The organism is Streptomyces sp. NPDC058619 (assembly GCF_042717785.1).
Taxonomy (GTDB): domain Bacteria; phylum Actinomycetota; class Actinomycetes; order Streptomycetales; family Streptomycetaceae; genus Streptomyces.
This window is the reverse complement of sequence record NZ_JBHXQN010000005.1, coordinates 75,856-97,202: the sequence shown is the minus strand read 5'-3', so window position 1 is coordinate 97,202 and position 21,347 is coordinate 75,856. Positions and strand designations below refer to the sequence as shown.

At 72.2% G+C, this 21,347-nt stretch carries 18 protein-coding genes and 1 pseudogene; 3 read left to right on the top strand and 16 right to left on the bottom strand.

The window, feature by feature from the left end:
* Nucleotides 1-36 precede the first annotated feature (36 nt).
* The 9 genes and pseudogenes from ACFWTC_RS07430 to ACFWTC_RS07390 all read right to left on the bottom strand — a co-directional run bounded on the left by ACFWTC_RS07430 (nucleotide 37) and on the right by ACFWTC_RS07390 (nucleotide 10,807).
* The gene (locus tag ACFWTC_RS07430; RefSeq protein WP_384027212.1) at nucleotides 37-1,464 is read right to left on the bottom strand and encodes a NarK family nitrate/nitrite MFS transporter; all 1,428 of its coding nucleotides are present in this window, start codon (nucleotides 1,462-1,464) and stop codon (nucleotides 37-39) included.
* 2 nt (nucleotides 1,465-1,466) lie between these two features.
* Nucleotides 1,467-1,880: a hypothetical protein gene (locus ACFWTC_RS07425; RefSeq protein ID WP_383921971.1), complete on the bottom strand. Its 414-nt coding sequence runs from the start codon at nucleotides 1,878-1,880 to the stop codon at nucleotides 1,467-1,469.
* A complete protein-coding gene (locus ACFWTC_RS07420) occupies nucleotides 1,832-2,491 on the bottom strand; it encodes a ubiquinol-cytochrome c reductase iron-sulfur subunit (RefSeq protein WP_383921968.1) in 660 nt (219 codons plus the stop codon). The genes ACFWTC_RS07425 and ACFWTC_RS07420 overlap by 49 nt, the downstream gene beginning before the upstream one ends.
* On the bottom strand, nucleotides 2,488-3,087 hold the full coding sequence (locus ACFWTC_RS07415) for a 4Fe-4S dicluster domain-containing protein (protein WP_351272459.1): 600 nt from the start codon (nucleotides 3,085-3,087) through the stop codon (nucleotides 2,488-2,490). Before ACFWTC_RS07415 ends, ACFWTC_RS07420 begins: the two co-directional genes overlap by 4 nt.
* Nucleotides 3,088-3,093: 6 nt before the next feature.
* Nucleotides 3,094-5,430 (bottom strand): molybdopterin oxidoreductase family protein, encoded by a 2,337-nt coding sequence (locus tag ACFWTC_RS07410; protein WP_383921965.1) that lies wholly within the window; start codon nucleotides 5,428-5,430, stop codon nucleotides 3,094-3,096.
* Nucleotides 5,427-6,533 carry an MFS transporter gene (locus ACFWTC_RS07405; RefSeq protein WP_383921962.1) on the bottom strand — a complete coding sequence of 369 codons (1,107 nt, stop codon included), beginning with the start codon at nucleotides 6,531-6,533 and terminating at the stop codon, nucleotides 5,427-5,429. The genes ACFWTC_RS07410 and ACFWTC_RS07405 overlap by 4 nt, the downstream gene beginning before the upstream one ends.
* A 68-nt stretch (nucleotides 6,534-6,601) precedes the next feature.
* Nucleotides 6,602-7,462, bottom strand: a complete 861-nt coding sequence (gene pflA, locus ACFWTC_RS07400; protein WP_384027214.1) for a pyruvate formate-lyase-activating protein — start codon at nucleotides 7,460-7,462, stop codon at nucleotides 6,602-6,604.
* A gap of 64 nt (nucleotides 7,463-7,526) precedes the next feature.
* Nucleotides 7,527-9,796, bottom strand: a pseudogene (pflB, locus tag ACFWTC_RS07395) (formate C-acetyltransferase).
* A 156-nt stretch (nucleotides 9,797-9,952) separates the two neighbouring features.
* Complete coding sequence (locus tag ACFWTC_RS07390) at nucleotides 9,953-10,807, bottom strand: MFS transporter (RefSeq protein ID WP_384027216.1); 855 nt, start codon at nucleotides 10,805-10,807, stop codon at nucleotides 9,953-9,955.
* A 264-nt stretch (nucleotides 10,808-11,071) separates the two neighbouring features.
* Between ACFWTC_RS07390 and ACFWTC_RS07385 the strand changes: the two genes are divergently transcribed.
* Both ACFWTC_RS07385 and ACFWTC_RS07380 read left to right on the top strand, forming a co-directional pair.
* Nucleotides 11,072-12,238 carry a low temperature requirement protein A gene (locus tag ACFWTC_RS07385; RefSeq protein WP_383921954.1) on the top strand — a complete coding sequence of 389 codons (1,167 nt, stop codon included), beginning with the start codon at nucleotides 11,072-11,074 and terminating at the stop codon, nucleotides 12,236-12,238.
* Between the two features lie 163 nt (nucleotides 12,239-12,401).
* Nucleotides 12,402-13,661, top strand: coding sequence for a cytochrome P450 (locus ACFWTC_RS07380; RefSeq protein WP_383921951.1), 1,260 nt, complete (start codon nucleotides 12,402-12,404; stop codon nucleotides 13,659-13,661).
* Between the two features lie 161 nt (nucleotides 13,662-13,822).
* Here the strand turns inward: ACFWTC_RS07380 and ACFWTC_RS07375 are convergent, their stop codons facing one another.
* Both ACFWTC_RS07375 and ACFWTC_RS07370 read right to left on the bottom strand, forming a co-directional pair.
* Nucleotides 13,823-14,320, bottom strand: a complete 498-nt coding sequence (locus ACFWTC_RS07375; RefSeq protein ID WP_383921948.1) for a DUF5949 family protein — start codon at nucleotides 14,318-14,320, stop codon at nucleotides 13,823-13,825.
* Nucleotides 14,321-14,377: 57 nt separating this feature from the next.
* Entirely contained in the window at nucleotides 14,378-14,992 is a 615-nt protein-coding gene (locus tag ACFWTC_RS07370; RefSeq protein ID WP_384027218.1) for a DUF4352 domain-containing protein, read from the bottom strand.
* A gap of 178 nt (nucleotides 14,993-15,170) precedes the next feature.
* Here ACFWTC_RS07370 and ACFWTC_RS07365 point away from each other — a divergent pair, with 178 nt between their 5' ends.
* Complete coding sequence (locus tag ACFWTC_RS07365) at nucleotides 15,171-15,617, top strand: DUF6299 family protein (RefSeq protein WP_383921942.1); 447 nt, start codon at nucleotides 15,171-15,173, stop codon at nucleotides 15,615-15,617.
* 36 nt (nucleotides 15,618-15,653) lie between these two features.
* Here ACFWTC_RS07365 and ACFWTC_RS07360 read toward each other — a convergent pair whose 3' ends face one another.
* The 5 genes from ACFWTC_RS07360 to ACFWTC_RS07340 all read right to left on the bottom strand — a co-directional run bounded on the left by ACFWTC_RS07360 (nucleotide 15,654) and on the right by ACFWTC_RS07340 (nucleotide 21,308).
* The gene (locus ACFWTC_RS07360; protein ID WP_384027220.1) at nucleotides 15,654-15,821 is read right to left on the bottom strand and encodes a hypothetical protein; all 168 of its coding nucleotides are present in this window, start codon (nucleotides 15,819-15,821) and stop codon (nucleotides 15,654-15,656) included.
* Nucleotides 15,822-15,906: 85 nt separating this feature from the next.
* Entirely contained in the window at nucleotides 15,907-18,003 is a 2,097-nt protein-coding gene (locus tag ACFWTC_RS07355) for a SpoIIE family protein phosphatase (protein WP_383921937.1), read from the bottom strand.
* Between the two features lie 5 nt (nucleotides 18,004-18,008).
* Complete coding sequence (locus tag ACFWTC_RS07350) at nucleotides 18,009-18,350, bottom strand: hypothetical protein (protein WP_383921934.1); 342 nt, start codon at nucleotides 18,348-18,350, stop codon at nucleotides 18,009-18,011.
* A 23-nt stretch (nucleotides 18,351-18,373) separates the two neighbouring features.
* Nucleotides 18,374-19,657 (bottom strand): NAD(P)-binding domain-containing protein, encoded by a 1,284-nt coding sequence (locus tag ACFWTC_RS07345; RefSeq protein WP_383921931.1) that lies wholly within the window; start codon nucleotides 19,655-19,657, stop codon nucleotides 18,374-18,376.
* A 25-nt stretch (nucleotides 19,658-19,682) separates the two neighbouring features.
* Nucleotides 19,683-21,308 (bottom strand): ATP-grasp domain-containing protein, encoded by a 1,626-nt coding sequence (locus ACFWTC_RS07340; protein WP_384027222.1) that lies wholly within the window; start codon nucleotides 21,306-21,308, stop codon nucleotides 19,683-19,685.
* Nucleotides 21,309-21,347 lie beyond the last annotated feature (39 nt).

Genomic DNA, 21,347 nt, shown 5'->3' with positions numbered 1-21,347 from the left:
GGGTACGGCCGCCCCCTCCCCCGGTCCCGGTCCCGGTCAGCTGGGGGCTTCGGCGCCCTTGCGGGCGTAGAACCACCAGCACACCGCGAGGCACGTGGCGTAGAAGGCGATGAAGATCCACAGGGCGTTGGTGACCGCCATCGCGGCGAACATCGCCGGGATGAAGAAGAAGCCGTAGGCCGCGATCGCCGAGGAGAAACCGGTGACGGCGCCGGACTCCATCTCCGACTGCTTGAGGGCGGCGGCCTGCGCCTCCGGTCCCTTGTCCTCGGCCTCCCGCATGTGCTGGTCCCGGAAGATCACCGGGATCTGCCGGAAGGTCGAGCCGTTGCCGAGGCCGGAGAAGGCGAAGGCCGCGAGGAAGCCGATGAAGAAGGCCCAGAAGCTGCCCTGGTCACCGCCGGACGGCAGGGCGAAGACCACCACGACCAGCGCGACGGCCATGCCCACGAAGGACAGCATGGTGACCCTGGCTCCGCCGATCTTGTCCGAGAGCCAGCCGCCGGCCCAGCGCATGAGCGCGCCGACGAACGGGCCGATCCAGGCATAGGTGGTGGCCTGGTAGCCCTGCGTCTCGAAGTTGTTCTTGATCAGCAGGGGCAGGCCCGCGGCGAAGCCGATGAAGGACCCGAAGGTGCCGACGTAGAGCCAGGTCATCAGCCAGTTGTGCTTGCGCTTGAAGATGATCTTCTGCTGGCTGAAGGGGGCCGCGGCCACCTTGAGGTCGTTCATCAGGAACCAGGCGAGCAGCGCCATGATGACCAGCAGCGGCACCCACAGGAAGGCGCCGTTCTGCAGCCAGATGTCGGTGTCCTTCTTTCCGTCGTGCTGCGGGCCGCCCGCCGGGGCGCCCAGGACGGCGGCGGTGACCACCAGCGGGGCGACCAGTTGGACCACGCTCACGCCGAGGTTGCCGAGGCCGCCGTTGAGGCCGTTGGCACTGCCCTTCTCCCGCTTGGGGAAGAAGAAGCCGATGTTCGCCATCGAGGAGGCGAAGTTCGCGCCGCCGATGCCGCAGACGGCTGCGATGAGGACCAGATCCCAGTACGGGGTGCCGGTGTCCTGGAGGGCGAAGCCGAGCCACAGCATGGGCACGACCAGGATGATCGTGCTGAACGCGGTGAACTTCCGCTCGCCGAAGATCGGCCCGATGAACGTGTACAGGATCCGGAAGGTGCCGCCGGTGATGCCGGGGATGGCGGTCAGCCAGAACAGCTGCGACTTGGAGAACCCGAAGCCGACGTCGTTCAGTTTGACCACGGTCACCGACCAGACCTGCCAGACCACGAAGCCGAGCATCAGTGCCGGGATCGAGACCCAGAGGTTGCGCTGGGCGACCTTGCGGCCGGTGGACTGCCAGAAGCCGTCGTGCTCGGGCCGCCAGTCGCCGATGGTGGCGCCGGGCTCGTAGGTCTCCGCGCGGTGCGAGCGCACCGGGTGCGGAGCGGGCGGGGGTATCGACATGGTCATCGGTCCTTCGGGTCGAGGAGCCACAGGGCGATCACGACGAGGAAGGACAGGACCAGGAATCCCGCTCCCCACCAGGCCGTGCCGGTGTTGCCCTCCATCCACTCGTTGACGGTCACGGTGAGCGCCCAGAGCTGGCCGACGACCACGGTGAGTGCCAGGACCAGACGGGCGTTGAGCTTGGAGGAACGCTCCGGCTCCTGTTCGGTGCCGGCGCCCGGGCCGGGGCCCGTGTGCCGGATCCGCGGGTCGCCGTAGCCGCTGGTGGGGCGGATCTGCGGATACCGCTCCCGCACCGGCCGGTTCAGCCGCGCCTGGGCACTGCCCGGGTGGTAGTCCGGGCGCGGAGGCAGCTGTGCGTCACTCACGTCCGCCCGCTTTCGGTCGACTTGGCGCGAGCCGCCCCGGGGCATTCCAGCTGTGCGGAGAACTCGGGGCGGGAATCGCCGAACTGCCGGCAGAGGGCGTCCTTCGCCGGCTCTCCCGACCGGGCGGTGGCGACGGCCCAGACACTGCCGTCGGCCTGCTCGGTCAGGAAGATCCTCGGGAGGGGGCGCGGCGGCGGCCCGGCCGTCACCTCGCCGGTGCGGGCGTTGAAGACGCCCTCGTGGCAGGGGCAGTACAGCTCCCCGTCCGGGCCCCGGTCCTCGCGCCAGAGCACGGCGCAGGCCAGGTGGGTGCAGACGGCGGAGTAGCCGACGAGGGAGCCGTCCTCCAGTCGTACGGCCAGGGCCCGGTCATCGTCGCCGGGGAACCGGAAGGCCACGGACTGGCCGGGCGGCAGGCGGTCGGCGACCTTCTTGGCCTCGGGCATCGACTCGCTGTCCCCGTGCCGGTGCAGGATGCCGGCGGCGACGCCGACGCCGCCGATGGCCAGGCCGCCGGAGACGGTGGCGACGATCCGCAGGTAGTCGCGGCGGGTGGTGAGGGAGTCCGCGCTGATGCGGTCGCGGAGCTGGTCGGCGGCGGCGTCGCCGTCGGGGCCCGGGCCGGTGTGCGGGGCGGGCCGTTCGGTGACGCTCATCGGACGTCCACTCCGTTGATCTCGACGACGGGCAGGCCGCCGGGGACGGGCCACTGGACCTTCTCGGCGGGGACGACCATCGCCACGCCGGTGCTGACCACCACGTCGCCGAAGACGAAGGAATCGGCGACCTGGACGCCGGGGCGTTCGGCCTGGAGCTCTTCGAGCGTTCCGTAGAAGAGGGCGCCGGTGGGGCAGACGGTGGCGCACATGGGGGCCAGGCCGTACGCGGTGCGGTCGTAGCAGAGGTTGCACTTCATCTGCAGCTTCGCCTGGAGATCGATCTTGGGGACGCCGAAGGGGCAGGCGTTGACGCAGTTGGCGCAGCCGATGCAGCGGGTGGTGTCGGCCTGCTGGACCACCCCGTCCGCGGTCACCAGGATCGCGTCGGCGGGACAGACCTCGGCGCAGGGCGCGACCGGGTCCTCGCAGTGCATGCAGACGGTCGGGAGGGAGGCGACGGACATGCCGGGATCGGTGTAGTCCAGATGGATCATCGACTTGCCGCGGTGCGAGTCGCACTCGCGGCAGGCCGAGACGCACGCCTGGCAGCCGATGCACCGACCCGGGTCGATGAAGATCGTGCGGCCCATCATGGCGGGTCAGCTCCTCTCCGCCGTGCCGCGGCCCTGGGGGGCCGTGGGCGGCAGGGGGTCGGTGCGGGAGACCTGGGTCTCCGGATAGGCCTCGTGTCCCGGGGCCGTGGGCGGCGCGGGGACCTCGTCGATCCGCTGGGCGGCCTCGATCCGGGCGGCGCAGACCTTGTACTCGGGGATCTTCGAGCGGGGGTCGAGGGCGTCGATGGTCAGGGCGTTCGCGGCCGTGGGAACGGGCCAGTGGTACGGGATGAACACGGTGTCGGGGCGGATGGCCTCGGTGACCAGCGCCGGGAAGACCTCGCTGCCGCGGCGGGTGACCACCCGGACCGGGTCGCCGTCGCGGAAGCCGTGCGAGGGGTGGACCTCAACCCACGGGCGGGGGGTCTGCTCGACGAGGGCGCCCAGGCGCCGGGTCTGGTTGCCGGAGAGGAAGTGCGCGACGGTACGGCCGGTGGTGAGGGAGAGGGGGTACTCCTCGGTGTAGGCGTCCATGGGCGGATGCCATTCCACGACCTGGAGGTGGATCTTCCCGTCGGGGTGGTAGGTCCGCCCGTCCTCGAACAGCCGCGGGGTGCCGGGGTGGTCGGTGGAGGGACAGGGCCAGGCGATCCCGCCGGTCTCCTCCAGCCGGTCGTAGGTGATGCCGTAGTAGTCGTTGACCGTGCCGGCGGAGGCGACCCGCAGCTCCTCGAAGACCTCGCGGGAGCCGGGGAAGTCGAAGTGGTGCCCGGCGCCGAGGCGCCGGGCGAGCTCGCAGATCACCCAGGTGTCGGTGCGGACCCCGGCGGGCGGCTCCTGCGCCTTGTTGTGCTTGACCACCCGGGCCTCGGCGTTCGCCATCACGCCCTCGTCCTCGGCCCAGGTCGTGACGGGGAAGACGACGTGGGCGTTGGCCGCGGTCTCGGAGAGGAAGAAGTCGAACTGGGCGTGGAACTCGGCGGTGTCGTAGCCGTCCTTGACCACCCCGTAGTTGGGGAGGGAGACGAACGGGTTGTTGCAGATGCCGATGAGGCCGCGGATCTCCCCCCGCTGCATCTGCCAGACCATCTCCATCATGGAGGTGCCGGCGCCGGGCAGTTCGGACTCCTCGATGCCCCAGATCTCGCAGATCTGGCGACGGTGCTCCGGGTTGGTGATGGAGCGGCCGCCGGGGAGGAGGTCGGACTTCTGGCCGTGTTCGCGGCCGCCCTGGCCGTTGCCCTGGCCGGTGATGGTGCCGTAGCCGGCGCCCGGTTTGCCGATGTTTCCGGTGGCCACGCACAGGTTGATGACGGAGAGGCAGTTCTCGACGCCCTGGGAGTGGTGCTCGATGCCGCGGGCGTGCCAGGCCATGGCCCGGTCGGCGGCGGCGAAGACCCGGGCGACCTGGACGATCTGCTCGGCGGGGATCCCGCAGATCTCGGCGGAGCGGGCGGGCGGGTAGGCGGCGACGGTCAGCTTGACCTCCTCCCAGCCGGTGGTGTGGGCGGCGAGGTACGCCTCGTCGGTGAGGCCTTCGGCGACGACCACGTGCAGGACGGCGTTGAAGAAGGCGGAGTCGGTGCCCGGCTTGAGGGCGACGTGGATGTCCGCGGTGCGGGCGACGGCCGTCTCGCGGGGGTCGATGACGATCAGCGAGGCGCCGTGGTCCCGCGCGCCCCACAGGTACTGGGTCATCACGGGGAAGCACTCCCCCACGTTCGACCCCGCGATGAGCAGGCAGTCGCTGAGGAGGATGTCGGAGAAGGGGTTGCCGGCCCGGTCGATGCCGAAGGCGAGCTTGTTCGCGCCGGCGGCGCTGACCATGCACAGCCGGCCGTTGTAGTCGACGTGCTTGGTCTTCAGCGCGACCCGCCCGAACTTGCCGACCAGGTAGGTCTTCTCGGAGAACAGGCTGGCGCCGCCGAGCAGGCCGAAGGCGTCGTTCCCGTACCGCTCCTGGATGCGCCGGATCTCCGAGACGGTGAAGTCGAGGGCCTCGTCCCAGGAAGCCTCCCGGAACTCCTCGTCGCGGGAGCGGCGCATCAGCGGAGCGGTCAGCCGGTCCGGGTGGTTGACCTGCTGGTAGGCGTTGATGCCCTTGGGGCACAGCCGCATCCGGTTGATGTCGTGGTTGCGGGGCTCGACGCCGAAGACCTTGCCGCCCTTGTCCACGCGCAGGTACATCCCGCACTGGACGCCGCAGAAACAGCAGTGGGTCGGGACGAGGGTCTCGCCGTTCTGGTCGGCGTGCCACCGGTCGGCGGGGATGCCGCCGGCGTCGCGGAAGTTGCGGGTGCCGGGCGGGGCGATGGAGGGGTCGATGGAGATCGGTACGGGCGCGGGCCGGGCGGCGGCCTCGGAGGGGTCCGTCGCGGTCACTTGAAGCCCTTCTTGACGTGAGTCAGGTAGGCGCTGCCGCGCAGCACCCGCTTGCAGCGGGGGCAGTACTCGGCCCAGGCGTCGAAGTCGAGCTTCAGGTCCTTCATCGTCCCGCGCAGGTTCTCGACGTACGGGGTGGTGTCGACCGGTTCGCCGCAGCGCTTGCAGGCGAAGACCTGCTCGTCCTGGCGGGCCGTGTACTTGAACAGCTGCATGCCGACGGCGGCCGGGCGCTGGACGATGTGGAAGAACTTCCCGAACGGGATGTAGATGAGGGTGAACACCACCGACACCATGTGCAGGATGGCGAGGAACTCGTATCCGCCGCCGTGCAGGAAGATCGACGAGAAGGTCAGCAGCAGCCCGGTCACCGAGATGACGATGAGGCAGATCAGCGGCAGCAGGTCGTAGGCGAAGCGCTGGCCGGTCATGGCCCCGCGGTCCTTCATCCGCCGCCACAGGAAGTACGAGGCTCCGGGGATGACGAGGACGGCGGCGACGTCCAGGCCGTGGAACATCAGCCAGCCCAGGATGCTCAGCGAGTCGAAGCCGAGGACCTTGATGCCCCAGATGCGCATCTCGTAGCCGGGCCCGGAGCCGCTCCCGGAGGTGAAGGTGAACCAGCCCCAGGTGAGCGGGAAGGTGATGAGGGCCGCGAGGATGCAGCCCCAGAAGATGAGCTGGTGGGCGGCCCAGCGGGCGCGCGAGCGGGCGCCGAGGAACTTCTGGAAGCCGAGGTAGGTGGCGATCATCTTCGGCAGGGCGGTGGGTGCCTTGCGGAAGTTGGCGGCCGAGAAGAAGCTGCCGAAGCCCTTTTTGAAGAGGCGGCGCGCGCCGGGCGCCGAGACCCAGACGGTGTACCGGTAGGCGACGCCGAAGGCCAGGAAGACGGTGGCCACGGCGTACGGCAGCAGTGCCGAGTCGAAGTCGCGCAGCAGCCGGCTGCCCAGCACGATCGCCACGACGAGCAGGAGCGAGACGACGGTGCCGGCCAGGGTGGCCCGAGCGGTGACGGACCGCCGGGGCGCGGGCGGCGCCTCGGGCGGCTCGGGCCGCTCCGGTGGCGGCGGGGCGGCGGCGAGGACTTCTGTGGGCTCGGACACAGGACCACGCTATGTGGTGCGTACAGTTTCAGCCCGTTATGCCCCTTTGAGGCTTACGCCGTACGGGGTCAGACGGCGGTCAGGCTCCGTGCCGCGAAGACGGCCTTGGCCGCGGCCACCTGCTCGGGGGTGGGCGACGGCGTGTCGTGGAGGGTGAAGGGCATGTCCAGGGCCTCCCACTTGCTCTCGCCCAGCTTGTGGAACGGCAGCACGTCGACCCGGGAGACGTTGCCGAGACCGGCCGCGAACGCGGCGACGCCCTCGACGTTCTCCCGGGCGTCCGTCAGCCCCGGCACCAGCACGAAGCGCAGGTGCACCTCCTTGCCGAGGCCAGCGAGGCGGCGGGCGAAGTCCAGCGTGGGCTCCAGCGGGCGGCCGGTCACCTTCACGTAGGTCTCCCGGTCCCAGGACTTGACGTCCAGCAGGACCAGGTCGACGTCGCGCAGCAGCGCGTCGGTGGCCCGCGCGCCGAGGAAGCCGGAGGTGTCGAGGGCGGTGTGCAGCCCGAGGTCGTTCTTCATCCGGTGCAGCAGTTCGCCCGCGAACACGGGCTGGAGCAGGGGTTCGCCGCCCGAGATGGTGGCGCCGCCGCCCGCGGCGGAGATGAAGCGGGTGTACTTGCGGGCCTCGGCGATGACGTCGTCCGCGGAGGTGCGCCTGCCGTTGCGCATCCGCAGGGTGTCGGGGTTGTGGCAGTACAGGCAGGCCAGCGGGCAGCCGGCCAGGAACGTCACGAAGCGGGTGCCGGGCCCGTCGACCCCGGTGGACAGGTCCCAGGAGTGCACCGAGCCCTCGCTCGGCCGCTGGGTCGCGGCGGCGGCCGGCGTCTGGGACGCACCGGCGGAAGCGGGTCCGGCGGCGGTCCCGGGACCGACGACGGCGGCGTTGGACTGGCCGACGGGGATGCTCGTACCGAAGAGGACGGTCATGGCAGGTGCTCCAGAGGTGATCTGGTGTCCGTTGGAATCGCGCGGCCCCGGGCCCGGCGGGGCTCTACAGGGAGCCGTGGAAGGTGCGGTTCAGCACGTCGAGCTGCTGGGCCCGCGTGAGCCGGACGAAGTTCACCGCGTAGCCGCTGACGCGGATGGTCAGCTGCGGGTGGTTCTCCGGGTGCTCCATGGCGTCCATGAGCGTGTCGCGGTTCAGCACGTTCACGTTCATGTGGAAGCCGTCGACCGCCATGTAGCCGTCCAGCACGCCCGCCAGGTTCTTGATCCGCTCCTCGGGGGTGCGGCCCAGGCCGTCGGGGGTGACGGTGTTGGTCAGCGAGATGCCGTCCTCGGCGTCCTCGTACGGGAGCTTCGCGACCGACAGCGCCGAGGTGACGTAGCCGTGGGTGTCGCGGCCGTTCATCGGGTTGGCGCCCGGGGAGAAGGGCTCGCCGGCGCGGCGTCCGTCCGGGGTGTTGCCGGTCTTCTTGCCGTAGACGACGTTCGAGGTGATGGTCAGCACCGACTGCGTGTGCTCGGCGCCGCGGTAGGTCCCGTGCTTCCGGATCTTCCTCATGAACTCCTCGACGAGCCACACCGCGATGCCGTCGACGCGGTCGTCGTTGTTGCCGTACGCCGGGTAGTCGCCCTCGACGGTGTAGTCGGTGACGAGCCCGGTCTCGTCGCGCAGGGCGCTGACCTTGGCGTACTTGATGGCGGACAGGGAGTCGGCGGCCACCGACAGGCCGGCGATGCCGCAGGCCATGGTGCGGCGCACGTCGCGGTCGTGGAGCGCCATCTCGATGCGCTCGTAGGCGTACCGGTCGTGCATGTAGTGGATGACGTTCAGGGCGTGGACGTAGGTTTCGGCGAGCCACTCCATCTGCTCGTCGAACTTCGCCATGACCTCGTCGTAGTCCAGCACCTCGGAGGTCAGGGCGCCGCTCTCGGGGCCGACCTGGGCGCCGGACTTCTCGTCCCGGCCGCCGTTGACCGCGTAGAGCAGGGTCTTGGCGAGGTTCACCCGGGCGCCGAAGAACTGCATCTGCTTGCCGACCGGCATCGCCGAGACGCAGCAGGCGATGGCGGTGTCGTCGCCGAAGCGCGGGCGCATCAGCTCGTCGGACTCGTACTGCACCGAGGAGGTGTCGACCGAGACGCGGGCGCAGAACTCCTTGAAGCCCTGCGGCAGCTGCGGCGACCAGAAGACCGTCATGTTCGGCTCGGGGGCGGGGCCGAGGTTGCAGAGGGTCTGGAGGTACCGGAAGGAGGTCCGGGTGACCAGCGGGCGGCCGTCCTCGCCCATGCCGGCGATCGACTCGGTGACCCAGGTCGGGTCGCCGGAGAACAGCTCGTCGTACTCGGGGGTGCGCAGGAAGCGGACGATGCGGAGCTTGATGATGAAGTCGTCGACCAGCTCCTGGGCCTGTTCCTCGGTGAGGAGCCCGGCCTCGATGTCGCGCTGGAGGTAGACGTCGATGAAGGTGGACGTCCGGCCCAGGGACATGGCCGCGCCGTTCTGCTCCTTCACGGCGGCCAGGTACGCGAAGTACATCCACTGGATGGCCTCGCCGCCGGTGGCGGCCGGCCCGGAGATGTCGTGGCCGTACGAGGCGGCCATCGCCTTCAGCTCGGCGAGCGCCCGGATCTGCTCCGAGAGTTCCTCGCGCAGCCGGATCGTCTCCTCCAGCGAACGGCCGCCCGCGGGAAGGGAGTTCAGGCCCTCCTTCTCCTCCTTCTTGACGGAGACGAGGCGGTCGACGCCGTAGAGGGCCACGCGGCGGTAGTCGCCGATGATCCGGCCGCGGCCGTAGGCGTCCGGCAGGCCGGTGACGACGCCGGCCTTGCGGGCGGCGCGGATCGCGGGGGTGTAGGCGTCGAAGACGCCGGGTTGTGGGTCTTGCGGTACTCGGTGAAGACCTTTTCCAGGTCCTCGGAGACCGGCTAGCCGTACGTCTCCAGGGCGCCGGCCACCATACGCCAGCCGCCGTACGGCATGATCGCGCGCTTCAGCGGGGCGTCGGTCTGGAGGCCGACGATGAGGTCCTTGTCGCGGTCGATGTAGCCGGGGGCGTGCGCGGTGATCGTCGACGGGATGTCGTGCGCGACGTCGTAGACGCCCTTCTCGCGCTCCTCCGGGAACTTGTCCTTGATCGCCTTCCACACGGCGGTGGTGCGCTCGGTGGGGCCGGCGAGGAAGGCGTCGTCACCCTCGTACGGCGTGTAGTTCTGCTGGATGAAGTCGCGGACGTCGACGGCGTCGCGCCACAGACCGCCCTTGAAGCCGTCCCAGGCCTCGCCGTTCTTCGTGGTCACCGCAGGGGTGGCAGTCATCGCCGGCACCTTCTTCAGTCGCCTCGTTGCTTGTATCCATTGCACGCCTTTTGATCGATCATTTGGCGTCGCGTTGGTCCCGAGCTGGGGCCCGAAGGTCCCGCGATTCCCGCCTTCCAGCCTCCCCTGACCGCTTGACCTGGCATTTCGGGCAGGTCAAAGGTCCCTCGTGCACTTGTGAAAGTATTCACAAGAATTCCCGGGCAGAGGTGGGGAGGACGGGAAGCCAGAACCCGGCCGCGCTCCCGCAGCGTCCAGCCGGCGCTCCCGCAGCGTCCAGCTGGGCGCTTCCGCGCCCTTGCGGGCGTAGAACCACCAGGCCACCACCACGCACGAGGCGTAGAAGGCCACGAAGCCCCACATCGCGCTCGTCACTGCGAAGTTCGCGAACATCGCCGGGATGAAGAAGAAGCCGTACGCGGCGATCGCGGCCGGGAGCTGGACGACCGAGACGCCGAGGTTGCCCAGGCCGCCGTTGATGCCGGTCGCGTTGCCCTTCTCCCGCTTCGGGTAGAAGAAGCCGATGTTCGCCAGCGAGGAGGAGAAGTTCGCGCCACCGATGCCGCACAGGGCCGCGATGGCGATCATCGTGCCGTACGGGGTGTCCGGGTTCTGCACCGCGAAGCCCAGCCACAGCAGCGGGACGATCAGCACGACCGTGGAGGCCGCCGTGAAGCGCCGCTGGCCGATCATCGGACCGATGAACGTGTAGAGGATCCGCGCGGTGCCGCCGGTGATGCCGGGGACCGCCGTCAGCCAGAACAGCTGGGACTGCGAGAAGCCGAATCCGACGTCCTTGAGGTTGGTCGCCGTGATGCTCCAGACCTGCCAGACCACGAAGGCCACGAGCAGGGCGGGCACCGCGATCCACAGGTTCCGGGTCGCGACCTTCTTACCCGTGGAGCGCCAGAAGGACGGATCCTCCGGCGTCCAGTCCGTGATGGTGCGGCCGGGGCGGTACTGCGCCGGATCGGCGAGCGACCTCTGCGCTTCCTTCGTGGCGGTACTCATTGCACTTCCTGAAGGCGAAGGGGCCTGACCTGCGAGAAAGGTCCTGACCTATCCAGACTCCGCTTCCCGGCGCGCTCGCGGCAGAGGACAACGCACCGGGGGCGACGGCCCGAAGTCCCGTCGTCCCCGGTGCGTTGGCAGGCCGCGCGCAGGGTCCTCCGCCTCCCGCGGCCTACGCCACCGGAGCCACCGTCGCGGCGGTCACGGCGGTCCGGGCCGCGCGCCTGGCCTGCTGAAAGCGGCGTTCCTGGTCTGCTGGCCGGTATGGCCTACTCACCCATGATCGCCCGCAGTCCCGACGAGGGGCACCGCGCGGCGACCCCGCTGGAGCTGTTCTTCGACCTGTGCTTCGTGGTCGCGATCGCCCAGTGCGGTGCCCGGCTGGTGCACGCGGTGGCCGAGGGCCACCCCCTGACCGGGGTGATCGGCTACTTCTTCGTCTTCTTCGGCGTGTGGTGGGCGTGGATGAACTTCACGTGGTTCGCCTCCGCCTACGACTGCGACGACGTCCCGTACCGGATCGCGACGTTGGTCCAGATCGCGGGCGTCCTCGTCTACGCGGCGGGCGTGACCCGGGCCTCCGACGACAACGACTGGACGGTGGCCGTCATCGGCTACCTGATCATGCGCGTCGCGCTGACCGCCCAGTGGCTGCGGGCCGCGGCCGGGGAGAGCGGGCCGGCCCGCAGGGCGGCCCTGACGTACGCCGCGGGACTGGTGGTCTGCCAGGCGGGCTGGGTGGCGCTGCTGTTCGCCCCCGGCGACCTGAAGCGGTGGCTGTTCCTGGTGGTGGCCGCGGCCGAGCTGCTGGTCCCGGTGGTGGCCGAGCGCGGCCACCGGACGCCGTGGCACGCGCACCACATCGTGGAGCGGTACGGCCTGTTCACCATCATCGTGCTGGGCGAGACGATCGCCGCTAGCACGGTCGCGGTGAAGTCGGCGCTCGACGAGCACGAGGCCCTGGGAGAGCTGCTGCCCATCGCGGCCGGCGGCCTGCTGATCGTCTTCGCCGCGTGGTGGATCTACTTCGCCGTCCCCATGCACCAGCGGCTGACCTCCAACCGCGAGGCCATCCCGTGGGGCTACGGCCACCTGTTGATCTTCGCCGCGGGGGCGGCGATCGGGGCGGGCATCGAGGTCGCGGTCGAGCACGCGGTCGGCAAGGCGCACATCTCCCAGGTCGCGGCGAACGCCGCCGTCACCCTCCCGTCCGCGCTGTTCCTGCTGATGGTGTGGCTGCTGCACTCCCGCTACTTCAAGCACGGCGTCGCCCAGCAGCTGACCCTGCCGCTCTCCGCCCTCGTGATCCTGGCCTGCACCTGGGCGGGCCCGTACGCCGTCCTGTACGCGGGCCTCGCCGCGACGGTAACGATCGCCGTCGGCCTGACCCTGGCCACCCGGGACAACCGCCCCGACCGCGTCGTGTTCTGACGCCGCCGCGCCGCCGCGCCGCCACTCCGGGGCCCCGGGCCCGCCGCCCCGGCGCCCGCCCCGGCGCCCGCCCCGGCAACGGCTCCGCCCCGGGCCGTCACCCCCGCGCCGCCGCGACCGTTCTCCAGCGCAGCGGAACGGCGCGACAGGAAGAGGCACGGCCATGACACTCCCGGCTCAGCGACACGGCACCGGAACGGGACCCGGTCCCGGAGGGGAACTGGCCGAGCCCGGTTTCTGGCAGCTCCCGCCGGAACACCGTCTGGCGGCCTTCGCCCGCCTCCGCGCCCTCGGCGCCCCCGTGTTCGTCCCCGAGGGGCCCGGGCACTGGGCCCTCGTACGGCACGCCCAGGTGCAGGAGGCCAGCCGCCTGCCCAAGGTGTTCGCGAGCGCCCCCGGGGTGACCACCCCCGAACCGGCCCGGTGGGTGCGCGCGCTGTTCGGGGACTCGATGGTCAATCTGGACGGCCCCGACCACGCCCAGCTCCGCAAGATCGTCCAACGGGCCTTCACGCCCCGCCTGCTGGCGGCCGCCGAGGAGGACATCCACGCGGTGGCGGCCCGGATCGTGGACGACGTGCTCGACGCACGGCCGGACGAGTTCGTCTCGGCGGTGGCCTCCCGGCTGCCCCTGGAGGTCATCTGCAACATGATGGGCATTCCGGAGCGCTACCGCGCGGAGATCGCCGACCGCGTCAACCACGCCTCCGAGCACATCGGCGTGGAACGGGGCCTGGGCGCCCGGCTGCGGATGCCGGGGCGCGGCCTGCGGGCACTGGCCCGGATGCAGCGGATGGTGGCGGGCATCGGCCGCGAGCGGCGCAAGAACCCCACTGACGACCTGATCTCGGCCCTGGTTTGCGCGAACGTCGACGGCCAGGCGCTCGGTGCCCGCCAACTCGGCGCGTTCTTCTCGCTCTTGATGGTCGCCGGGGTGGAGACCACCCGCAACGCGATCACCCACGGGCTGACCCTGCTGACCGACCATCCCGCACAACGGGACCTGCTGCTCTCGGACTTCGAGACGCACGCGGACGGCGCGGTGGACGAGATGATCCGCCACTCGACGCCGATCATCCAGTTCCGCCGGACGGTCGTCGCCGAACACACCATGGACGGGCACCTGTTCCGCCCGGGCGACAAGGTGGTCCTGTACTACGCCTCCGCCAACCGCGACGAGGCCGTCTTCCCGGACCCGGACGCCTTCGACATCACCCGCTCACCCAATCCGCACCTGGGCTTCGGCGGCGGCGGCCCGCACTTCTGCCTGGGCGCGCACCTGGCGCGGGTGGAGATGCGGGCGCTCTTCCGCGAGCTGCTGACCCGGCCGGTCGGGCTGCGCGCGGTGGGCCTGCCGGACCTGGCGGGATCGAACTTCGACAACCGGGTCCGCTCGCTCAGGTTCGCCTTCGAACGGCCCTGAGCCCGAAAGCCTTTGAACCCCGAAGGCCCTTCTACCCCGACGGCCCTTGAACCCCGCCAGCCCTTGAACCCTGAGCTCCCGGCCGCGAGACCCCCGGCCGGGACCGGCCACCGGGCAGGCTGGGGGCCCGGCGGCCGGCGGTCGGCGGCCCGTCGCAGGCGTCAGACCTGGAGGGTCTGCACCGTGATGACGCAGTGGGCGCTGCTGGTGAGCACTTCCTCGTCGCCCGCGAAGGCCTGGAGGACCTCCGCCGTCACCGGGCGTCCCGGGACCGCCTCGGGCCAGGCGCGCGTGGCGAAGAGGAAGTAGGCCTGACCGCTCTCGTTGGCCGCCGCGACCCACTCGTCGGGGGCGGTGCAGGTGGCGTTCAGCCCCGGAAGGGTCAGCGTGACCTGGTTGCCGGCCATCAGCACGATCTGGACCGCGAAGGTGCGCGAGCTGCGGGTGCCGTCCATGACCACGTCGCCGATGGGCAGGCCGATCTCCTCGAGCAGCCCGCGCGCGGCCGTCTCCCCGGCCTCCGGGCCCTCGGGGCCGTCGCCGAGCGTGTAGGCGAGGAGATACGGGATGTCGTGCCCGTCGGAGGGGTCGCCGATCCAGGCGAGCACCGAGAGGGTGCCGAGGTGGGACCGGTCGATCTCGGCTTGAGTAGAAGTCATGCGCCGCACCCTAGTGGTCCTGCGCCCGGCCCTTTCACGGCCTTTCACCCGGGCGGGCTAGACGGACCAGAAACCCCCTCCGGAATTCGCCTGCGTGTTCGTGTCCTGGTACTGGAGGCGCGCGATGGAGGCGTTTTCCGGGATTTCGAACACCACCCATCCCTCGGCCCGCTCACCCACCGCGAGGGAATCGAAGACGAGCGGTTTGCCGGTCGTCAGCTCGCCGGTGGGCACCACCGCGTGGCGCTGCCCCGCGCTGTCGTGCGCCCACATGCGTCCGAGGGCCCCGTACGAGTCCCCGCCCACGTTGACGAACGACATCGAGGCGGCCACCCAGCGCTTGCCGGCGGGCGGCGCGAAGTTCTTCTCCACGCTGACCGCCGGGTCCACGTACGCGTTCAGCACCGCCTGGAGGTGACGGCCGACCTGCTGCCCGCGCACCCGTACGGAGTCACCCACACGGGCGTCCTTCACGGCGGGCCGCCCGGGTTCCCCCTCGGCCTCCGGGGCGGCCCCGGCCCCCGGCGCCCCGTCGTCCACCGGAACGGCGGGCGCCGCGGCGGGCGCGAGCGCGGCGCCCTCGGGGGCGCGCTGGCAGGCCGTGGCACAGAACAGGAGGAGCGGGAGCAGGGCGGCGGCGAGGAGCGGGGCGGGGACGGCGGACTGGCGCATGCGGAATCCCTTCGGGGATGTATTTCGGTCAGTCTCACGCGCCCGAGCGGGCAATTGCACACACCGACACGAGTGTGCGGAGCCCGCTGCCGTCCATATGCCAGCACAATGCGTTCCGGCGGATTCCCGCCGACCGAATCCGGACCCTGTCCACAGCCGCGTCACCCTGGAGGAATTCATGCGCATTTCCGGACCCCGTCTGGCCCTGGCGGCCCTCTCCGCACTGGCCGCCGCCACCGTTCTCGCCGCCTCCGCGAGCGCGGCCCACAACGGTAATGAGATTTCCGTACAGCGCGATGCGCAGATCGGCGAACACGGCACCGTCACTCTTTCCGGCACCTACCGCTGCACCCCGCCGTCACCCATGGGGACGGTTCAGATCGCGGCCACCCTCGTCCAGGAGGGCACCAAGCTGGGCTTCGGCGGCGGCGAGGCCGACTGCGACGGCCAAGTCCACCACTGGCAGGCCACGGGCACGCTGCGCCTGACGCCCGACGTCCACCCCGGCCGGGCCGGCGCCGAGGTCCGCCTCCAGGAGATCGGCCGCTCGGGCGGGCTGCTCCCGACGCGGCTCAGCACCGTCGCGGAGGACCGCCGGGACATCGAACTGCACCCGTACCGCTGACCGGAACGGGCCCGCTCGCGGGACCGGCGGCCGCCGCTACCGGCACTCGGGCGCGACGCCCGTCATCGACATGAACGCCGTCGACTGGCACCCGGGGTCCGCGTGCGGGCGCCCCGTCGTCCAGTCCACGACCGTCGGCACGACGGCCGCCAGCAGGAGCAGCGCCAGGATGCCCGTCGCGGCTCCCTTGCTCAGCCTGCGCACGGCACGGTCCGACTCGAAGACTTCCGTTCCATGACCGCATCATCACCCCGCCCCCGGCGCCCCACAACTCGGCGTGACCGCCCGGTCACCCCGCGACCCGGGGGCTTCCCCCGGCGTCGAACTCGCACCACACCGCCTTGCCGTCGCCCCGGGACTCCACGCCCCAGTGCGTGGCCAGCGCGTCCACCAGCAGCAGTCCGCGCCCCGTCGTGGCGGCCTCGCCCGGGGTGCGCCGGCGCGGCCACACGCTGGAGCGGTCCTTGACCCACAGCCGGATCCGGCGCACCGGCTCCGGCAGCACCTCCATGGTCAGCACCGCTCCGCCGTCCGTGTGCAGCAGGGCGTTGACCAGCAGTTCACCGGCCGCCAGCTCCACGTCGTCGGCGAGCTCGGGCATGCCCCAGTCGCGCAGCGCCTGCCGCAGGGCGTAGCGGGCCTCGGAGAGCCCCTCGGGGTCGGCCTGGTGGATGTACTGGTGGATGCGCGGCGCCCGGTGCGTGCCCGGGTCGGGGGCCCGGCGCAGCACCAGCAGGGCCACGTCGTCCCCGGAGCCCCAGCGCTCCCACAGCCGGTCCAGGAGGTGGTCGGCGAGCGCCCCGGCCTCCTGCGGGCCGCTGCGCACGGCGTGCGCGAGGGACTCCATGCCCTCGGTGATGGCGGTGCCGGGCTCCTCCACCAGGCCGTCCGTGCAGAGCACCAGCGTCTCCCCGGGGACGAGGTCGAGCCGCGTCTCGGGGAACTCCTCCTGCTCGAAGTGCGTGGCCAGGCCCAGCGGCAGGCCGCCGCGCACGTTCGGCCAGCCCGTACGCCCGTCTGTGTGCCGGATCAGCGGGCCGAGGTGGCCGGCCCGGACCGCCCGTACGCCTCCGGACTCCAGGTCCACCTGCGCGTACATGCAGGTCGCGAAGCGCTCGGTGTCCAGCTCGGCCAGGAAGCGGGAGGCCCGCGCCAGCACCGTGGACGGCGGGTGGCCCTCCCCCGCGTACGCCCGCAGCGCGATCCGGAGCTGGCCCATGATGGCGGCCGCGTGCGTGTCGTGACCCTGTACGTCGCCGACCACGATGCCGACCCGGTCGCGGGGCAGGGAGATCACGTCGTACCAGTCCCCGCCGACCTCCCGCCCGCTCCACGCGGCGTGGTAGCGCACCGCGATCTCCCCGCCCGTGATCTCGGGGATCCGGCGCGGCAGCATCGCCGCCTGGAGGCCGGTGGCGAACTCCCGCTCCTGGTCGAACAGGAGCGCCCGCTGGAGCGACTGGGCCACGATGCCGGCCAGGCCCAGGCACAGGTTGCGCTCCTCCGGGCTGAACTCGGTGCGCCGCCGGTAGAAGAGCACCAGCCCGCCGATGGCCCGGGCCTGCGCGATCAGCGGCAGATAGGCGGCCGCGTCGTACCGGATCCGGCCCAGGTAGTCCCGCAGCAGGGGGAACTCCTCGCCGAGCGCGGCGAGCGAGGTGACGAACCGCGCCCTGCGGGTGAGGACCGTCTGCGACAGCGGCAGCGAGCCGTCCAGCCGGGTCATGCTGCGCTCGCCGAGGATCTCGAGGGACTCCCCGCTCATCGCGATCATCTTCATCGTGCCGCCCTCGACGAGGCCCAGGGCCAGCCCGTCCGCGCCGAGCCGCTCCAGTGCGCCGGCCCCGGTCAGCGCGGCCGTCACGTCGTCGACCGTCACCGCCCGCGACAGGGCGTCCGTGGTCCGCTGCACGATCGTCGACTGCTGGGCGCGCGCCGACTCCAGCTTGCGCAGCTGCGTCGCCTGGGCCAGTTCGGCCGTGGCGTCGCGGACGATGCCCACGATCCGGTAGGCCCGCCCGGCCGCGTCCCGGAGCACCCGGCCCTGGGTGTGCGTCCACTGGTCGCGGCCGTCCCGGCGCTGCACCGTGAAGTACGCGCCGTACGTCTCGCCGCCGCTGTCCAGGGCGGCCACCACCGTCTCGCCCAGCCGGGCGCCGTCCTCGGGCGGGATCCGTACGCCGAGCCCTTCCGGCGTGCCGTCGAACTCGGCGGGCTCCAGGTCGAAGACGGTCATCCCGGCCTCGTCCAGCGCCAGGGTCCCGTCGCCGAGGTCCCACTCGAAGCTGCCCATGCCGTTCAGCGCGAGCCGCTCGCCCGGTCCGGTCAGGGGGGACCGCCGGCGCCGCCCGGGGCTGTCTCGCTCCGCCGCTGCCAAGAGACTCACACCACCTAAAGGCCGGGCCAGCACGGCTGGGAGATCAGCCGCTCCCACTCCTCGTCAGGATGCCCCGGAAGGGTCCGCCCGGCCTCCCGCCAGCGCGTGACGAGGGACAGGTAGATCGGCGGCTGGGCGGGGTGGGCGGGCGCGGGGTCCGGGGGACGGTCGTAGCCGGCGGCCGACGCGTAGGCGGGGCGGTCGTACCCGGCGGCCGGCGCGTAGGCGGGGCGGTCGTACCCGGCGGTCGGCGCGTAGGCAGGGCGGTCGTACCCGGCGTTCCTGGCCGCAGGCTGTTCCCCGCGGCTGGCGGGGATCCGTACCCAGCCTCTGCCCTGTGCTCGCTCCCCGCTCATCGCGGACCCCTCTCACGCGGCTCTCACCGCAGGTACGTCTTCGGATGCCCGGCCGTGGCGCGGTCGGTCCGTGCGGCGCCGGTGGAGCCCGGCAGCGGACCCCCGGCACCGAGGCGCCTGCGGACTCCACCCACCAGTCTCCCCGCCGTGAAGCCCGCACCGTGCACGAATCGCATGGAAGGGCCGAATGAGGGAGCCGTCAGCAGCCCCGCGAAGAAGAGTCCGGGCCACGAGGACTCGAATCCGGCGCTCAGCTCCGGCGTCCGGCTCCGCCCCACCGTCGCCAGCGCGTCCCGCAGCCCCGCGTCGAGCAGGTCGAGCCGGTCCAGGTCAGGGATGAACCCGGTGGCCGCGATGACGTGTGCGGCGTCCAGCACCAGCGGCTCCCCGGAGGGGGAGGTCAGCTCCAGCCGGATGCGGTCGCCCACCGCCGACGCCCGGTGCAGCCGGTGCCCGAGAAGGGCCGGTACGCGCCGCTCGAACCGGTCCCGCAGCCACCAGGCGCCCGCCGGGCCCAGGGCGGTGGCCGCGATCCGCTCCCGGCTGGCGGCGGGCAGCCGGTGCACCGCCCAGGGCAGCTCCGACCACACCCAGCTGCGCCAGCCGGTGCCCAGCCCGCTGTGGGGTTCGCGCAGGGCGCGCAGCGGGGGCCGGCTCAGGGGCTGCGGCACCGTGTTCCAGTTCAGCCGGGCGCGCCGGGCCACCAGGCACGGCCGGGCGCCCTGTTCGGCCAGCAGGGCGGCGGTCTCCAGGGCCGCCTGTCCGGCGCCGAGCACGGCGACCTCGCTCCCGGCGAAGCGGGCCAGGTCCCGGTGGCCGCTGCTGTGCGAGTAGTGCGCGGGCGGCAGGTCCCGCAGCGCCAGGGGGTGGTGGACGAAGGGCATCACCCCGACCGCGAGGGCGACCGTACGGGCCAGGAGCGGCGGCCCCTCGGCCGTGTGGACGCGGAAGCCGCCGCCGTGCGGGGTCACCTCCGTGACGGTCACCTCCTCCACTTCGGGCACGGCCTGGCGGGCGAACCACATCCCGTACGCGCTGAACGTGCCGATCGGCAGCGGAGTGCCGTGCTCCGCGGCCGTTCCGCGCGTCGCGCAGTAGTCGCCGAGGGTGTGCCGCCCGTCCGGCGCGGACAGGTTGGAGGACCAGGGCTCCGACTTCAGGTACATGCCGCCGGGCATGTGGTCGCGCCAGGAGGCCATGGGCCGCCCGAGCACGCGCACGTCGAGCCCGGCGCCCGCCGCGTGCGCGGCGATCGACAGCCCGTACGGGCCCGCGCCGACCACCACGAGATCGTCCGTCCGCGTCACGGCCGTCGTCCTTCCCTCTCCACGGTCAACGGGTCACCAGCTCGTCCGGCTCGGCCGGGGCCTCCGGAGGGGCCGGCCGGGAGGCGGCCGTGCCACCGGCCGCGGCGCCCGGCTGGTCGCGGCCGCGCTGGCGGGGGGCGCGGACCACCGCGCGGGCGGTCCGGCGGCCGTGGGCGGGCACGCCGCGCAGGGCGCGCACGCCCTTGTCGGCGCCCCGGCCCAGGAAGGCGGCCAGCATCGCCAGGAACGGCAGCAGGTCGTCGGACGCGAACCAGGCCGCCTCCACCCGCCCCCGCTCCCCCTGGGGCAGCGCCCGCAGGGGCCCGCGTCCCGCAGCCCCCGCGGCCCCCGCCGTACCGGCCGCTGCCGGAGCCGGAGCCGTCGCGCCGGGCGCGGACCGCGGCCCGGCCACCACCGGCCCGGCCCGCCGGCCGTGGACCGCCTGGGCTCCCACGGCGGGCAGGACGGGAGGTACGGGGGACCCGCCCGGGGCTGCCGCGGCGGGCTTCAGGGCCCCAGGCGGCTTCGGAGCCGCGGGCGGCTTCGGGGCCGCCGGGCCCGCCGGGAGGCGGCGCGGCAGCGAACCGCCGCGCAGCGCCGCGAGCAGCGCGTAGTTCTCGGCGACGAACACGCGGCCCGGACCGCCCGAGGGCTCCGGGACCCGCTGGCCCGTCAGGTCCAGGTACATCGCCTGGACGACGTCCAGCCCGGTCGCGTCCGTGAACAGCCGGAACTGCGCCCCCGGCCGCGGGTTGAAGTCCACGAGCCGGAAGGTGCCGCGTTCGTCCCGCCGGAAGTCCAGGTCCAGGATCCCCTGGTAGCCGAGGCGTTCGGCGAGCTTCAGCCCGGCCTCCTCCACCGCCGGGTCCGGCAGCCAGCGGCCCACCGCCGTCAGGCCCGTCCGCACCGGCCAGGACAGCTCCTTGCGGCCCGACCCGGCCAGCAGCGGGCGCCCGCCGCGGGTGAAGGCCCCGTGGAAGAACCAGTCGGTGTCCGGCCCGGCCGGCAGGAAGCGCTGGAGCAGCAGCCTGCTCCCGGCCTCCGCGGAGCGCTCGTAGAGCCGGCGCGCCTCGGCGACGGTGTGCACGAGCAGGGTGCTCCGCAGTCCCCCGGCCCCCGCGGGCAGCAGCCACGGCCGGCTCCACTTGGCGATCACCGGCAGCCCCAGGCTCCACGCGGCCTCCGCCGCCTCCGCCCCGGTCGCCGGGATCACGGTCTCCGGGTGCGGGACGTCCCACCGGGCGCAGAGCCGGGACAGCTCCGCCTTGTCGGCCACCCGGGCGGGCAGGTTGTCGGGCTGATGGGGAATCCGGAAACGATCCGTCAGCCCGGACGCGATCCGGGACACGGCGATGGCGCTCAGGTCGTCCATGGCGATCAGCACGGCGGGCCGCCCGATCCGCTCGGACACCCCGGCCAGGCACTCCAGCAGCGCCTCGGGCGCCTCCGGGTCCAACCCTCCGTCAGGTCCCGCGTGCACGCTGCGCAGGTACCGCGAACGCCCCATGGGACCTCCCCCGGCCTCGACGACTGCATGGACCTCCACGCCCTTGCGGCCAAGGGATCTGACGGCGCCGAGGGTTCCGTGGTGGAACGGGTTGCGATCGAGCCTGAGCAGGACGGCGGGCACATGGTTGGTGAACGCGTGCATGGAAACGGTGTCTTTCACCTAGTCGGACCAAGCGGGGAT

Coding starts and splice junctions, on each gene's coding strand:
- ACFWTC_RS07425 (WP_383921971.1), bottom strand. CDS start 1,880: ATGCCCCGGGGCGGCTCGCGCCAAGTCGACCGAAAGCGGGCGGACGTG.
- ACFWTC_RS07375 (WP_383921948.1), bottom strand. CDS start 14,320: ATGACTTCTACTCAAGCCGAGATCGACCGGTCCCACCTCGGCACCCTC.
- ACFWTC_RS07390 (WP_384027216.1), bottom strand. CDS start 10,807: ATGAGTACCGCCACGAAGGAAGCGCAGAGGTCGCTCGCCGATCCGGCG.
- ACFWTC_RS07365 (WP_383921942.1), top strand. CDS start 15,171: ATGCGCATTTCCGGACCCCGTCTGGCCCTGGCGGCCCTCTCCGCACTG.
- ACFWTC_RS07415 (WP_351272459.1), bottom strand. CDS start 3,087: ATGATGGGCCGCACGATCTTCATCGACCCGGGTCGGTGCATCGGCTGC.
- ACFWTC_RS07430 (WP_384027212.1), bottom strand. CDS start 1,464: ATGTCGATACCCCCGCCCGCTCCGCACCCGGTGCGCTCGCACCGCGCG.
- ACFWTC_RS07350 (WP_383921934.1), bottom strand. CDS start 18,350: ATGAGCGGGGAGCGAGCACAGGGCAGAGGCTGGGTACGGATCCCCGCC.
- ACFWTC_RS07340 (WP_384027222.1), bottom strand. CDS start 21,308: ATGCACGCGTTCACCAACCATGTGCCCGCCGTCCTGCTCAGGCTCGAT.
- ACFWTC_RS07370 (WP_384027218.1), bottom strand. CDS start 14,992: ATGCGCCAGTCCGCCGTCCCCGCCCCGCTCCTCGCCGCCGCCCTGCTC.
- pflA (WP_384027214.1), bottom strand. CDS start 7,462: ATGACCGTCCTCTTCGGTACGAGCATCCCCGTCGGCCAGTCCAACGCC.
- ACFWTC_RS07385 (WP_383921954.1), top strand. CDS start 11,072: ATGGCCTACTCACCCATGATCGCCCGCAGTCCCGACGAGGGGCACCGC.
- ACFWTC_RS07380 (WP_383921951.1), top strand. CDS start 12,402: ATGACACTCCCGGCTCAGCGACACGGCACCGGAACGGGACCCGGTCCC.
- ACFWTC_RS07420 (WP_383921968.1), bottom strand. CDS start 2,491: ATGAGCGTCACCGAACGGCCCGCCCCGCACACCGGCCCGGGCCCCGAC.